Origin of the sequence: Acinetobacter sp. YH01006 (genome assembly GCF_013420445.1) — a bacterium.
Classification (GTDB): domain Bacteria; phylum Pseudomonadota; class Gammaproteobacteria; order Pseudomonadales; family Moraxellaceae; genus Acinetobacter; species Acinetobacter pseudolwoffii.
The window spans coordinates 259,307-273,714 of sequence record NZ_VOYB01000001.1 but is presented as its reverse complement, the minus strand read 5'-3'; the positions used below and the strand labels follow the sequence as shown (position 1 = coordinate 273,714).

At 44.9% G+C, this 14,408-nt stretch carries 10 protein-coding genes; 3 read left to right on the top strand and 7 right to left on the bottom strand.

Annotated features, from left to right (window positions below; all coding sequences use genetic code 11):
• Positions 1 to 46: 46 nt before the first annotated feature.
• From FTT73_RS01305 to FTT73_RS01280, 6 genes are all read right to left on the bottom strand, one after another.
• On the bottom strand, positions 47 to 871 hold the full coding sequence (locus FTT73_RS01305) for a TatD family hydrolase (protein ID WP_005172732.1): 825 nt from the start codon (positions 869 to 871) through the stop codon (positions 47 to 49).
• Positions 868 to 1,830, bottom strand: a complete 963-nt coding sequence (locus tag FTT73_RS01300; protein ID WP_005172733.1) for an RsiV family protein — start codon at positions 1,828 to 1,830, stop codon at positions 868 to 870. Before FTT73_RS01300 ends, FTT73_RS01305 begins: the two co-directional genes overlap by 4 nt.
• A gap of 49 nt (positions 1,831 to 1,879) precedes the next feature.
• Entirely contained in the window at positions 1,880 to 2,704 is an 825-nt protein-coding gene (locus tag FTT73_RS01295) for a hypothetical protein (RefSeq protein WP_159516228.1), read from the bottom strand.
• A 107-nt stretch (positions 2,705 to 2,811) separates the two neighbouring features.
• Positions 2,812 to 4,404, bottom strand: coding sequence for a peptide chain release factor 3 (locus tag FTT73_RS01290; RefSeq protein ID WP_005095608.1), 1,593 nt, complete (start codon positions 4,402 to 4,404; stop codon positions 2,812 to 2,814).
• A 299-nt stretch (positions 4,405 to 4,703) separates the two neighbouring features.
• The gene (locus tag FTT73_RS01285) at positions 4,704 to 6,554 is read right to left on the bottom strand and encodes a bifunctional diguanylate cyclase/phosphodiesterase (RefSeq protein WP_180190893.1); all 1,851 of its coding nucleotides are present in this window, start codon (positions 6,552 to 6,554) and stop codon (positions 4,704 to 4,706) included.
• Positions 6,555 to 6,993: 439 nt separating this feature from the next.
• A complete protein-coding gene (locus FTT73_RS01280; RefSeq protein WP_180078138.1) occupies positions 6,994 to 9,180 on the bottom strand; it encodes a carboxy terminal-processing peptidase in 2,187 nt (728 codons plus the stop codon).
• Between the two features lie 199 nt (positions 9,181 to 9,379).
• Here FTT73_RS01280 and nagZ point away from each other — a divergent pair, with 199 nt between their 5' ends.
• Together nagZ and FTT73_RS01270 are read left to right on the top strand one after the other, a co-directional pair.
• Positions 9,380 to 10,402: a beta-N-acetylhexosaminidase gene (gene nagZ / locus FTT73_RS01275; protein WP_180078136.1), complete on the top strand. Its 1,023-nt coding sequence runs from the start codon at positions 9,380 to 9,382 to the stop codon at positions 10,400 to 10,402.
• 120 nt (positions 10,403 to 10,522) lie between these two features.
• Positions 10,523 to 11,389 carry a class I SAM-dependent methyltransferase gene (locus tag FTT73_RS01270; RefSeq protein ID WP_180078134.1) on the top strand — a complete coding sequence of 289 codons (867 nt, stop codon included), beginning with the start codon at positions 10,523 to 10,525 and terminating at the stop codon, positions 11,387 to 11,389.
• A gap of 24 nt (positions 11,390 to 11,413) precedes the next feature.
• Here the strand turns inward: FTT73_RS01270 and FTT73_RS01265 are convergent, their stop codons facing one another.
• Entirely contained in the window at positions 11,414 to 12,751 is a 1,338-nt protein-coding gene (locus FTT73_RS01265) for an alpha/beta fold hydrolase (RefSeq protein ID WP_005172747.1), read from the bottom strand.
• A 322-nt stretch (positions 12,752 to 13,073) separates the two neighbouring features.
• Here FTT73_RS01265 and FTT73_RS01260 point away from each other — a divergent pair, with 322 nt between their 5' ends.
• Positions 13,074 to 14,339: a glutamate-5-semialdehyde dehydrogenase gene (locus FTT73_RS01260; protein ID WP_034609142.1), complete on the top strand. Its 1,266-nt coding sequence runs from the start codon at positions 13,074 to 13,076 to the stop codon at positions 14,337 to 14,339.
• The last annotated feature ends 69 nt before the right edge of the window (positions 14,340 to 14,408 follow it).

Genomic DNA, 14,408 nt, shown 5'->3' with positions numbered 1-14,408 from the left:
CAGATACCCAATTACAGCAGATACAGTCAGGCAATAAAAACCGGCATTATTCATCGGCCAAATTCAAAACCTGATGGGTATTCTGCCAGAGTTGCTGTGCCAATTTGGCTTGATCTTGCCCTAAGCTTTGTGCCAAACCTTCCAGAACATAGGGCAGATTTGCCGGGGTATTTCGGGTTCTATGCTCAGTCGAACATTGACAACATAACGGCGTCATATCCGGACAATCGGTTTCCAGTACCAGATGTTCTGCACCGACTGCCTGTACCACCTGATGCAGTTTTCTGGCATTCGGATTGGTAATCTGACCAGTAACACCAAGCTTAAACCCCAACTTGACAAAAGCCTTGGCTTCCTCAACACCTCCGCCAAAGGCATGTGCGATTCCACCCTGTTTAAACTGATGCTGTTTTAAAATTTGTAAAACTTCTGCATGTGATTTACGGATATGCAGCAAAATCGGCTTATCAAATTGTTGTGCCAGTTCAATTTGTGCAGCGAAAAAATCTTGCTGCTTTTGAAAAATTTCAGGTTGTTTATGCTGCTTTAAAAATGTGTCGAGACCGATTTCACCAATGGCAATGCATTGTTCATTTCTAAGTAGCTGCTCCAGATCATATAAATGTTCAGCCTGATGCTGTTCAATATAAAACGGATGCAAGCCGGGTGCCAAGTGGCTATGCGGTGCATTTTCCAACCCGTTGATAAAATGGTGGGTTTTTAACAAATCCTGAAAGCGGTTTTGCAAAAAGCCAATTAGAACCAGATGTTCCACACCTACCGCTTTGGCCGCATAGGCCAGATGTTCCCGATCAGGATCAAAATCGGGAACATCAAAATGGGTATGCGTATCGAACAGTTTTAACTTCATTCGGCTTTAGATGCTAACGCTGGCTGTGCCTCAGAGGCTGCTGTTTCAGCTTGCGGCAGATATTGCGGTTTTAGCACGCCTTGTAGCTGCGCATAAGGAATCATTAAGCGCGGCAAACCCACCACATAAGGTCCGATTTCATATTCGGCATATTGTAAGATCAAACCTTCTTTGGCCAGATAAAAATTATCGGTCAGTATGAACTTCCAGGCCTGTTCATATTCAGCGACATCTTTTGCCAGCTTGGACTCCATGACCCAGACTTTAAAAGCCTCATACGCCTGTGCTTCGAGTTTGGCTTTTTGCTTCTCGGCAATAATGTCATCCAGCTTGACCAGTGTTTGCTGTTCAAGATCAAAATTATAATAGCGCTGTGCAGATGCTCCGTGCGCACCTCCCAGATAATGGCTACTGTTTAGCACCACAGTCGCCAATGGATCACCCGAATTCAGAATCTTGGGCTTAATCATCAGGCTAATGCTATGACTGGCACTCAGTGCTTTGAGCTCCTTGTCCAGATTCAAGAAGGTCTGCATAGAAGGCTGAATTTGCTGCTCAAGCTGCTGTTTTGGTGTAGTGACCGTCGACAAGGCTGTTTTTGGTTCAGAAGCAGCCACTTCGGCTTCACTGGCAGCAGTGGCTTTTGCCGGCTCAATCGCATCGACAGACAGGATATTTTTTAACTGTTGCAAAATCTGCTGATCGATCCATTCATCAATAAAGCGCTGATTACTGTTCAGGCGTTCAATCGAAATTTCCGGACAGTTTTTACCCTCACACTCTGGAATCACCAGCTTGAGTTTTTCGGTATCACCACTAAGTTTCAGGACTTCTGGCTCGGTTTGTACCACTTCAGGAGAAGTCGGCTCTTTCGGCTCATTGCTCTTCGGCTGACATGCACTCAGTAAAACTGCGGATGCCAGTATCGATAGACAAAAAATATTCTTATATTTTGGCATTCATTACCCTTTTCAAAACGTGTAATTAATCCTGAGAGGATTACGACCTTTAGAACATATTCCGATAGACTTCGGCTTTCAAGACCTGTTGTGTTTGTTCTTTTGTTAAATAGATATCCAGTTGTTTGGCATCTTTGCTAATGTCATGACTGCGATAATGCAGACCAATCCCTTCCTGATCGAAGAACCACTCAGCCTGCCCCCAATACAGTTTTTTCGGTGCTTGCTGCTGAACCTCGTGATTATTGTCCTTTAACCATTTTTCATAAGCGGTTTGAATGATCTTGTCCATTAACAACTGTTGTTTGGGATCGATAATATCCAGTGGGGTCAGCATTTTTTGTTGTTGACGATCGGCTACAAAAAAATAATAGCGCTCATACACACTGATATTTTCCTGTTTACTATCAATACCAATTTGCAGCAAGACATATTGATTACGCTGATAGGGAATGCGGGTATACAGCGATAATTCATAAGCCTGATTGAGCTGGAGTTGAGCCTGCCAGGCATCCGATTTTTTCACATAGGCATTCATCGCCTGTTGTAAACTCATATCCTGTTTTAAGCCAATTTGATCCTGAATTACCTTGGCCTGCTGTTTTTCGATCCAGTGATTCATCCATGGATCAGCCGTATATAAAGTCTGGATATCGACATTGATACAGTTTTTGGTTTCACAAAATGGCAAGGCGATCTTGGCCGGTTGTTCTTGAATATTCAGGTAAGGCAAAATACTGGCACTTTGCTTAACTGGGGTTGTTTTTCCATCCGGCTGGTCAAGTTCCGGTTCTTTTTCGCTTTTATCACAGCCACTCAGGACAAGACTTAAACCAATGACAGCACCGAGGGCGGCTTCCTTGCTGAACTTCATTTTTAAACAATCTATCAGGTTATGAATAGTTTAAATGTAACATAAAACAAAACAGCTTCCGGAGAAGCTGTTTGATATTTTTAGACGATATTTGAATACCTGAAAGTTTAGTGTTCGCGCGTATTATGGAACACGATGTCCGGATAACGTTCTTGCATGAGCTGTAAATTCACTCGGCTTGGCGCAAGATAAGTCAAGTGACCACCGCCATCGACTGACAACTGGTCGTGGGCTTTTTTCTTAAATTCGTTAAATTTTTTCTCGTCATCACAAGACACCCAACGAACAGTATTGATGTTCACGGGTTCGTAAACACAGTCAACTTTATATTCTTCTTTCAAACGATACGCCACCACTTCAAACTGAAGTACGCCCACTGCACCCACGATCAGGTCATTATTATGCTGTGGCATAAATACCTGTGTTGCACCTTCTTCAGACAACTCTTTCAGGCCCTTTTGCAACTGTTTCGATTTCAAAGGATCTTTTAAGCGTACACGACGGAACATTTCCGGTGCAAAGTGCGGAATACCTGTGAACTGTAGCTTTTCACCTGAAGTAAAGGTATCACCAATCTGAATGGTGCCGTGGTTATGCAGTCCGATAATATCGCCCGGCCACGCTTCTTCCAGATGCTGGCGGTCACCGGCCAGGAAGGTTAAGGCATCACTAATCCGCACATCTTTATCCAGACGTACATGCTTCATTTTCAGGCCTTTTTCATATTTACCTGAACAAATTCGCATGAATGCAATACGGTCACGATGTTTCGGGTCCATATTGGCCTGAATTTTAAAGACAAAACCGCTAAAGCCTTCTTCATCAGCTTCGACAACACGAGCCTGAGTAGGATGGGCCTTCGGCGGCGGTGCATATTGACTGAAGGCATCCAGCACATGGTCAACCCCAAAGTTACCTAAGGCTGTACCGAACAATACCGGCGTTTGACGGCCTGCCAGAAATTCTTCACGATCCAATGGCTCATTGGCCATTTGCACCAGTTCAAGTGATTCTTCAAATGCAGCCCACGCCAGCTCACCAACTTTCTCACGAAGATCCGGATAGTCATAACCATCACGTATTTCGATTGTAGGAATGGTTGAACCAAAACCGGTTTTGTAAATGTAGAATTTTTCTTCGATTAAATTAAATACACCGGCAAAATCACGCCCCGTACCCAATGGCCAGGTGATCGGAACACATTTAATTTTCAGAACGTTTTCGATTTCATCCAGAAGCTCGAGTGGCTCACGGATTTCACGGTCCATTTTGTTAACAAAAGAAATAATCGGTGTATCGCGCATACGACACACGTCCATCAATTTAATGGTCCGGTCTTCTACCCCTTTTGCACCATCAATCACCATTAATGCCGAGTCAACGGCGGTTAAGGTACGATAGGTATCTTCCGAGAAATCTTCATGTCCCGGGGTATCGAGCAGGTTGATCATCTTGTCTTTGAACGGGAACTGCATCACCGAGGTCGTGATCGAGATGCCACGTTCTTTTTCCATTTCCATCCAGTCTGATGTAGCGGCCCGGTCAGACTTACGGCTTTTCACCATACCTGCAACCTGAATCGCCTGCCCCCATAACAGCAGCTTTTCTGTCATGGTGGTTTTACCGGCATCGGGGTGGGAAATAATGGCGAATGTACGTCGCTGAGCGACCTGCGCCGCTAACTCATCTTTAAAACTCATGGAAAATACCTACTGCAGAACCGCAGTGCTCAAGATCAAAAACGATCAATATGAAAATTGGCGATATTGTAGCAGATTTCTAAAGCCAATAAGTATGCCCACGGCTGAAGGAAATGACAGTATTTATAAGATCTACACTTGCTGACTGCTGGATTTTTCAGCCCAGATTGAGTCAGAAATAATACGGTTATGAAGCTTAAATATGGGAGTTTGTGTCATTCAACTGGCCTGCTGAATAACGCTAAATATAGGTCCACCGTACTCTTTAGTACCGCATTAGTAGCGTATAAAAATTCAAATTAAGACAGAAAATCCTGTATTTCCAATGACTCGACTGGCATCGGCTTTGCCAGCAAATAACCTTGTAATTGCTGACAACCGAGTCGAGTCAAAATATCTGCTTGCAGCGTGGTTTCTATGCCTTCAGCCGTTACTTTTAAACCCAGTTTAATCGCCAGCCGAATAATGCTTTCCAGAATCATTTCTTCTTTAGAGCCGACGCTAAGATCCTGAATAAACTCTTTATCAATTTTCAGTTCATCCACGGGCAGATTTTTTAGATATAAAAAGCTGGAATGTCCGGTTCCAAAATCATCAATCGCCAGCTGGATGCCGATATTACGTAATTGTTCAAGGGTACGAATACTGGCATCGATATAATGCATGGCGGTCGATTCAGTAATCTCGATCATCAAATGCTGCGGATTGATCTTATAGCGTTTAAACAGGTTTTGCAGATTAGCTAATAGATGCTTATGCTCAAACTGCACCGCAGACAAATTCACGGCAATCGGGAAAAAGTCGGTATTATTTTTTTCCCAGAGTTGGATCTGTTTGCAAGCCTGCTCCAGTGCCCAATAGCCCATCTGAATAATAAGCCCAGTTTTCTCAGCGCCATGAATAAACATATTGGGACCCAGCAACCCATGTAACGGATGCTGCCAGCGAATCAGGGCTTCTACCCCACAAATTTTTCGCTCACTGGTAAATTTGGGCTGATAAAACAGTACAAATTGCTGATCTTCAACTCCTTTATACAGATCATTAATCAGCTTGCTCTGGCTCTTGGATTCATGCTGATCAGAAGAAAAATTAAAGACTGAATAGGTATTGCGGCCCTGATATTTAGAACTGAGCATTGCTGCATCGGCATTCACCAGTAAATCTTGCAGATTCTTGCCATGCTCCGGATATATCGCGATTCCGATACTGCCCGAAATATTAATGGTTTTGCCATCAATCAGGAAGCTGTCCTGAATCAGATTTAGAATCTGCTCTGACATTTCTGAAGCTTTGCTGACGGACGTATTTTCCAGCACCATCAGGAACTCATCGCCGCCAATTCTGAGCAGCTTGGAACGGTCACCCCATAACTGATGAATACGCGCAGTCAGTTGAATCAGCAACTGGTCTCCGACCTGATGACCAAACACATCATTCACCGCCTTAAAACGATCCAGATCAATATATAAAAAGGCAATTTCCTGCTGATGTTGTTGCTTGGAAAACAAGATATCTGCGTATTCAGCCAGGTATAAACGGTTGGGTAATTTGGTGAGATTATCCTGGATATTTTGATTTTCGAGCTCTTTATTGGCCCATCGCAGTTGGCGATTCCGAGAGGCCAGGCGCAATTCTGAGAGAACCAGACGAATCATGGCAATCAGTAACAGAGCACTGATTAACACAACCGCGAACAACAGATCATAAGTCGCATGTGAAGATTCTGTGATTGGCGTAATCTCTGTTCTCTCAAAGTTGGCCCTAAGACTACTTGTATAGTGCATGGTTGAGACCCCGAGACTCATCACCACGATCGCGAGAGCCACTCGGGAAAATGACCAGATGCTTTGGATCATTAAGCAGAGGGTAAAAATAGAAGCCGTAAAGACACTCAAATAAGAGAGCAACATCCAGCTGAAATCAAAATGATAGACATGACTTAAATGAATTGCTGTCATCCCAGTGAAATGGATCGACCAGATCAACAGCCCCAGTAATGCGGCCGTTGCAAATAGCATGAGTGTTGCAAATTTTCTTCGCGACTCACGCCACCATATTTTTTGAATCGGCATCAAAAAATAGCCAGCGACGAAAGCAAAGAGAGTTGATCCGATGACCAGACTGATATCATGCTGAATAGGGATCATATAAAATGTTCCGTATTGGTCATCATTGTTATTATTCCCCTCACGTGTATTTCTATTTCCACCTGGTCAAGTTTAAAGCCGTCAGAATCGTAAAGTTGACAAGCAATGCACATGTGTCGCTGTGCAAAGCCTCTGGTTTTAAATAAAATTAGAATTTATATTTTTTTAATTCAGGGTCGAGAACAGATTCTGAAATCATGATGAGCATCAGCATAAAATATGACTTCTATCTTATGAGTCTTGAAAATTTTAGCAAATGTTTAAATCTATTTTTCCAGTTTATTTATTCGACCACCGTCACAATTTTTTTCTTTTTATTTAGACAGCTAGCAATTCATATGAAAAATTTATTCTGATTTTTAAATAGCCGGATGTCATAAAAAAATAGCCTGTCGAAACAGGCTATTTTTTTAGATCCTTAAATGGACACGCTTAAAAGTTACTGTTTGGCCTGTAACTTGGCATAATCCAGCAACACATGTGCAGCTTCGATCACAAAGGCTTCTTCTTCAGGAAGCGCCGGACGCTCTTTGGCTTTCATTTTGGCACGGGTTTCAATCAGTGCATCCATTGAAGCCTGATAAGTTTCCCAGTTCGGATAAGGTTTAAGACCTGTAGCCATACGGCGGGTATTTTCTGCCTCCAGCGTTTTTTGCTCCATGACAATCAACTCTGCTTTACGCTGTTGCAAGTCCAGTACCTGACGCTTTTCTTCCTCGGCTTTTTTCATCACCGCCTTACGCTGTTCCAGATACTTGAACTGAGAATCCAGCACGACCCGTTGCTGAGAAAGTTTAGCCAATTCAGGTACATATTTCTGTACTGCACCTTCACGTTTAAACGGTGCGGTTGGAATGGTATCCCACTGCAAGGCATTTTTAGCCTTACGCTCACCAAACTCTTCATTATAAATATCGACCAGTTTAATGTCTGGCACAACCCCTTTATTCTGGGTACTACCACCAGTCACCCGGTAGAATTTACGCTGTGTCAGTGTCGCCTGACCATGGGCCAAGCTATCCAGTTGCACCTGCGCCGTACCCTTACCAGTGGTGGTACTGCCGATCACAATCCCGCGTTCATAATCCTGAATCGCTGCGGAGTAAATTTCGCTGGCCGAGGCAGAGGCCAGATTGATCATTACTGCCAAAGGACCCGCATAGGTTTGTGCACCGCCATCATCATCTTCAAAGACGCTAACATTGCCATTACCATCACGAATCTGCACCACTGGACCAGACTTGATCACCTGCCCCAACATACGTGCCACTTCTTCCAGTGAACCACCTGGGTTATTGCGCAAATCGACAATAATCCCGGCAACATTCTTCGCCGCGAGTTCTTTCAAGGCTTTGTTGGTATCTTCAGACACCGAACGATAATCCGTACCGGCACGGCGTGCGCGATAGTTCAGGTAGAACGATGGAATTTCGATCACACCATATTGATATTTCTTGCCATCGCGTTGAATGTCGACCACACGTGTACGCACACCGGCATCTTCTTCCTGAATCACGTCACGGGTAATGGTCACATTACGTGCCTGCCCCATGGCAGCACCCGCACCGAGCAAGCGTAAAGTGACTTTAGTGCCACGTTTACCACGAATCAGACCGACAATTTCATTACTTGGCCAGCCAATGACATCGACCATCTGTTCGCCGTCTTGGGCTACACCAATGATACGATCCCCTGATTTGACCTGACCGGATTTGCTGGCCGGACCACCTTCAACGATGGTTTCAATCTTGGTGTAATCTTCATTGCCACGTTCCGGACGAATCGATACGCCGACGCCTTCCAGCTGTAAAGTGGTCTGACGATTCAGCTCCATCGCATCCACAGGCGGGAAATAATTGCTGTGCGGATCATAGGTCAGCATCATCGCATTCAAGGTCTTGTCGAGCACATCATCACTCTTGATCCGGCTGACACGTTCCAGCTGACGGGTATAACGCTTGGTCAAGGTTTGTGCAGGCGTCAGATCTTCAGGACCGGTAAGGTCTTGTCCATTGGCCAGTTCTGGATTGGCCTTCAGTGCTTTCTGTTTGGCCTGTTCTTCTTCTTTACTGATGGTCAGATTGATCAGCTGGGACACCAGCATTTTTGACCAGTGCGCGCGCTGTTCAGCCTCAGTTTTAAAGAATGGTGCTTTTTCACGATCAGTTTCGATATAGACATTTGGCTGATTCAAGTTCTGTGGTTTTTTCAGCTCATCCAGCATATAAGTATAGAACTGAGTCAGGCGCTGACGATATTGCGCATGGATTTCATAAGGACCCGACAAATTGCCAGCTTTCAGGTGAGCACCGAAATTGGCTCCATAACGTTTCTTGTAATTTTCAACTTCTGGTGCCAGAAATAAGCTATGTTCCGGATCCAGACTATCGATATAGAAATCGAAAATACGCTGCGAAGTCTGGGCATCCAGACGCATATTCAAATAGTGCTGACGATCCACCAGCGTCGCCAGTTGACGTGATACTAACGCCTGTTCTTGAGATGGCTGAATGGCTTTGCTGACCACTTCTGCACTATTGGCTGCAATCGCATCATTCACGACATGGGTAAAAAAGAAGCCACCTGTCGCAATCGCAACGGCGCAAGCTATCGTTTGAAATTTCATAAATAATTCGTACTTCCTTGGCCTAGAGACCAATGTGACCGTGTTGCTTTTCGACCAGAATTTAACGTATTCAGCATCTTAAACAACTTAATATGTTTATGTCGTGTAGTTTTATCATATTCTGTGCTGACAAAGTGTAGCAAATCATTGCAGAAATCAGGTATTGTTTCCCGGAAAAATTCTAAAACGGATTCCGCATATGATTGGCGCATTGATGCTCGACATCGCAGGCACAACCCTGACTCAAGAAGATATTGAACTATTCGGTGCGCCGCAAGTCGGTGGAGTCATTTTATTTGGTCGCAATATCGAATCTCCGGCTCAAGTCCGTGCCTTAACCGATCACATGCGCCAGATTCGTCCTGATATTTTGATTGCAGTCGATCAGGAAGGTGGACGTGTGCAGCGCTTAAGACAGGGCTTTACCCTGCTCCCTGCGATGGGGAAATTTGGCGAACTGTATGCTCATGATTCGCAGCGTGCTTTAGATTTGGCCGAAAAATGCGGCTGGCTGATGGCGATTGAAGTACTGGCTGTCGGGATTGATTTCAGTTTTGCGCCGGTGCTGGATTTAAACGACATCAGTGATGTGATTGGTGACCGAAGCTTTGCCAGAAATATTCCGGATATTATTCCACTGGCCAGCGCATTTTTAAAAGGGATGAAACGTGCAGGAATGGCGTCAACCGGGAAACATTTCCCAGGTCATGGTTCAGTCAAAGCGGATTCACATGTTGCGGCAGCCATTGATATGCGCAGCTATGAAGACATTCAGCAAAAAGACATGCAGACCTTTATCCAGTTACAGCCGCAACTCGATGCTTTAATGCCGGCTCATGTCATCTATAGTCAGGTCGATCCAAACCCGGCCGGATTCTCGGAATTCTGGATTCAGAAAGTCTTGCGTCAGCAACTCGGTTTTGACGGCGTTCTGTTCTCGGATGATTTAAGCATGCAGGCCGCCTGTGTGGCAGGCGGTGCCGATGCCCGAATTCAGGCCGCCCTCAAAGCGGGTTGTGACATGGGTCTGGTCTGCAATGACCGTGCAGCACAATGCATTGCACTGGAAGGGATTAAGGATCTGCCTATCCCGAACCAGCAACGTCTGGAACGCATGCGCGGCAACATCCCGAACATCCAGATTGGGTCAGAGCTTGATCTGGGAGAAGCATGGCGCAATATCCGTGACGAAATACTGGTATTCAAGCAGCAGACTAGCTGAAACTTTTTAAATCCAATCAAGATGATAAAGGAACACGACAAAGTGTTCCTTTTTTATTATGATGTTAAAAGGCGTTACTTCTGTAGCACCCAACTAAAATAACAATAAGGTCAGAACCCTATGCCAAAATCACTTTCGCAGCATCGCCATATTTCTTTTACAGCACATTATACCGGCTATATCTGGTATCAAATGGGGATCTCACATCCGGTCTTTGCCACGACTAAAGGCAAATTTCTGGCCACACTGCTACATCCACTTGAAGTATGGGCAGAACGCTCTGTAGGTGGCAGCATGCGTACCACACTCAAGCAGCGCCATCAGATGATTGATGAACATCTGTGTCAGTTGATCGAGCAGCATCCACAACTTCAGATTCTTGAAATTGCCTGCGGTTTGTCTCCACGTAGCTGGAATTTCAGACAAAAATTTCCCGAGATTAATTATCGTGAACTGGATCTTCCCGACATGGCCAGAATCAAGACCCAAGCCTTGCAGCAGATTGATCAGCAGGCTCCCGAAGTGCTCACTGCAGATATTTTTAGTGAAGAGTTGGACTGTATCTTTCAGATGTTTGATCCCGACCAACCTTTGGTGGTAATTAATGAGGGACTGATTAATTACTTTGATCAACGCATGTTGCGTATTCTGTTGCAAGGTATTGCAGAGAATGCACGACATTTTCCAGCCTTGCATTACCTTAGCGACATTTACCCGGAACCCGTCAAAAATAAATTGGCAAATTTTATTTGGAGCTGTAGCCGTCTGCTTAAATTCATGTCACGCAGTGCTTTTACCTTTCATTTTAAAACCCCCCAAGAATTACAGCACTTTTTTCAAGATGCCGGTTTCGATCAGGTTGAGGTACAACAACCGCAACGTTATTTTGCCGAGCCTCGTCAGCAAAATCTGACACCGGAGCAGGATGAACATCTCGGTGATCTGGTCTGGATGATTCATGCAGTGAAAAAAAACAGCGTTAAATGATGCTGTTTTTTTATTAAGCCCCGATTAAATCACTGCATCGAAAGCGTCTTCTTGCTGAAGGATTTTCTGTTGTTGCACAAAAGCCAATAAACGTTCTGCCACTTCAAAACTGCCATGTTTAAACAGGGCCCGCACTTGAGTCTCATCCTGTTCAAAGATCAGACATTCGATCTTGAACTCGCCGTTTTCATCTTCCAGATGCAAGGCCAGATCACGCGGATAAGCTGCGGCACACTCTGTCTGTCCTGCGTCTAACTCCAGCAATACTCCAAAGAAATTCATGTCGATAATTTCTACATTCAACAGCAGATCCGAATGACGATGACTCAAATAACGTTGTGGCTGTTGCACACAAATCCGTTCTTCACCGCGCCGTTCAATCTGCTGCATCTGTTCACGGCTAAACGGAATAATTCCCGGCAACTGCTCGACTGCTTCATCACGCAAGAAGGTGGCAAACAGATGCATAGTTTCTTTCCTGCGCTGCAACTGAGGCACATGGTCAGCACCGGCAATTTGTACATACTGCATATTTGGACATTGCAGGGCAAAATTGGCATTCTCATGTGGCAAGGTAAAACTGTCATATTGACCACAGGCCACCAGAACCTTGCACTGTGGAATCGGCACGTGGGTCAGACGCAATAGACGGTTGCAGTTAATATCATAACGCTCTTGTTCGGTCACCGTGAATTCTGACATCTGCTTGAAGAATAAGCGCTTTGCTGTTGGTGACATGCGGGTTTCTTTGAGACGGGCATGATTGACCAGATATAAAATGACGGCCTGACCAAATTCATCCATGCGCTGTTCTTTCATCAGATGCAAGGATTCTTCCAATAGCATGCGCCAGCTTTTGCGGGTTTTCTGCATTACGCCCATCAGGATCATCCGATCCACCAGTTCAGGGCGCTGGTCTGCCAGACAGGAGGCGACTACTGAGCCTAAGGACATGCCTAAAATTGAAACTTGAGGAAGTTGCATCTGCTCCAGCCATTGCCCCAGCATGGCAGCAAGGTCTTCAAGCTCCAGAGTTCCAGCCGACAGACCAGTATCCACATTGCTGATCTGCTGGTTGGCTCCCATCGAAGGCAAGTCAATCAGAATGATCGGGCCGGCAGCGAAGAGCTGTTCGACACAATATTTATAGGAATTAAAATTCTGGAAGGCGCCCCCAATGATCACCATCGGCCTGAGATGCAAGGTATCCGGACGGGCAATCGCCATATATTCGATTTTCCAGCCATCCATCCAGGTGCTTCGTGCTGGCTGCTTAAAACTGTGCTTATCATAAAGATCAAAAAAACCATAATGGCTTTGCGAATCCAATACATGGGCATCCATGTGGATAATGGAATTCATTTTCCTTTTCCTCCGTCCTTGCCTTATTTTTATTGTGCAAGTCATGATTAACAGATCTTATGCTTCAGACACATTCCGATGAGCCTGAACACGCATCCTGCTCTTTAATAATTATATATGACTTCAATGTCGCTTATTTCATTCTATACAGAGCGGCTTTTCACAAGCAACCGCTTCAGCGACCACTTATCTGCTTTTAAACAGAAAACAATTTCAAAATGTTTAGAAGTCCGCGAAAACGGATGATTTTTAACAGATGGGCTTCATTGTCCGGCAGCAGACTGTTAATATCGAAGTGAAATTTCTAAGTGATCAAAGCGCTATGCAAGAGTCTATTGAACAATATATGCAAACGGTAGGACAGCAGGCACGCCAGGCTTCTCGCATTTTGGCTCGTGCGTCCACCCAAACCAAAAACAACGCACTATCGGCTATTTATACGGCTTTGGAAAATAGCCAGCCAGCTATTTTGGCTGCCAACCAGAAAGATATGACCAAAGCGCATAATAACAATCTGGACAGTGCCCTGCTTGATCGCTTAGAACTCAACCCCGCACGCTTTAAAGGTATGTTAGAAGGCCTGAAAGATGTGATTGGCCTGAAAGATCCGATTGGTGAAATTAGCGATATGGCTTATCGCCCATCTGGCATTCAACTGGGCAAGATGCGTGTACCTTTAGGTGTGGTCGGCATGATTTATGAATCACGTCCCAACGTGACCCTGGAAGCGGCTTCACTGGCGCTGAAATCAGGCAATGCGATTATTTTACGTGGCGGTTCAGAAGCACTGGAATCCAATCAGGCGATTGCCGCGGCAATTCAACATGCGCTGAAAATTTCCGGCCTGCCAGAATCAGCAGTACAAGTGATCAATACCGTTGATCGTGCTGCAGTCGGCCAGCTCATTACCATGACCGAATATGTCGATGTGATTGTGCCTCGTGGCGGCAAGAGCCTGATCGAACGCATTACTGAAGAAGCTCGTGTCCCGGTGATCAAACATTTAGATGGTAATTGCCATATCTATGTGGAAGCACAGGCGGATCTGTTAAAAGCCTTACCCATTGCTTTAAATGCTAAAACCCATCGTTATGGCGTGTGTAATGCCATGGAAACTTTGCTAGTCGATGAAAAAGTCGCTGAAGAGTTCTTGCCTCGCATCGCAGAACTTTATCAGGAGAAAAAAGTAGAGCTCCGTGGTTGCAAAGAAACCCAGCGTATTCTTGCTGATGCAGTGATTGCGGCCACTGAAGAAGACTGGTATACCGAATATCTGGGCCCAATTCTGGCCATCAAAGTGGTTTCTGGCATAGAAGAAGCGATTGAACATATTAATCAGTATGGCTCACATCATACCGATTCGATCATTACTGAAAATTACAGTCTGGCACGCGAGTTTTTGGCCGGTGTCGATTCGAGTTCGGTGATGATCAATGCCTCGACCCGCTTTGCTGATGGTTTTGAATATGGCTTAGGCGCGGAAATCGGAATTTCAACCGATAAAATTCATGCCCGTGGTCCGGTTGGTCTTGAAGGCCTGACCTCACAAAAATGGATCGTATTTGGTGATGGTCAGATTCGCCAATAACTATTTCAGCTGATCACTTTAAAAATCAGTTTTGTTCGCAAGGCTGATTTTTTATGGATATAAAAATTA

Coding starts and splice junctions, on each gene's coding strand:
- FTT73_RS01285 (WP_180190893.1), bottom strand. CDS start 6,554: ATGATCCCTATTCAGCATGATATCAGTCTGGTCATCGGATCAACTCTC.
- FTT73_RS01270 (WP_180078134.1), top strand. CDS start 10,523: ATGCCAAAATCACTTTCGCAGCATCGCCATATTTCTTTTACAGCACAT.
- FTT73_RS01300 (WP_005172733.1), bottom strand. CDS start 1,830: ATGCCAAAATATAAGAATATTTTTTGTCTATCGATACTGGCATCCGCA.
- FTT73_RS01265 (WP_005172747.1), bottom strand. CDS start 12,751: ATGAATTCCATTATCCACATGGATGCCCATGTATTGGATTCGCAAAGC.
- FTT73_RS01305 (WP_005172732.1), bottom strand. CDS start 871: ATGAAGTTAAAACTGTTCGATACGCATACCCATTTTGATGTTCCCGAT.
- FTT73_RS01295 (WP_159516228.1), bottom strand. CDS start 2,704: ATGAAGTTCAGCAAGGAAGCCGCCCTCGGTGCTGTCATTGGTTTAAGT.
- FTT73_RS01280 (WP_180078138.1), bottom strand. CDS start 9,180: ATGAAATTTCAAACGATAGCTTGCGCCGTTGCGATTGCGACAGGTGGC.
- FTT73_RS01260 (WP_034609142.1), top strand. CDS start 13,074: ATGCAAGAGTCTATTGAACAATATATGCAAACGGTAGGACAGCAGGCA.
- FTT73_RS01290 (WP_005095608.1), bottom strand. CDS start 4,404: ATGAGTTTTAAAGATGAGTTAGCGGCGCAGGTCGCTCAGCGACGTACA.
- nagZ (WP_180078136.1), top strand. CDS start 9,380: ATGATTGGCGCATTGATGCTCGACATCGCAGGCACAACCCTGACTCAA.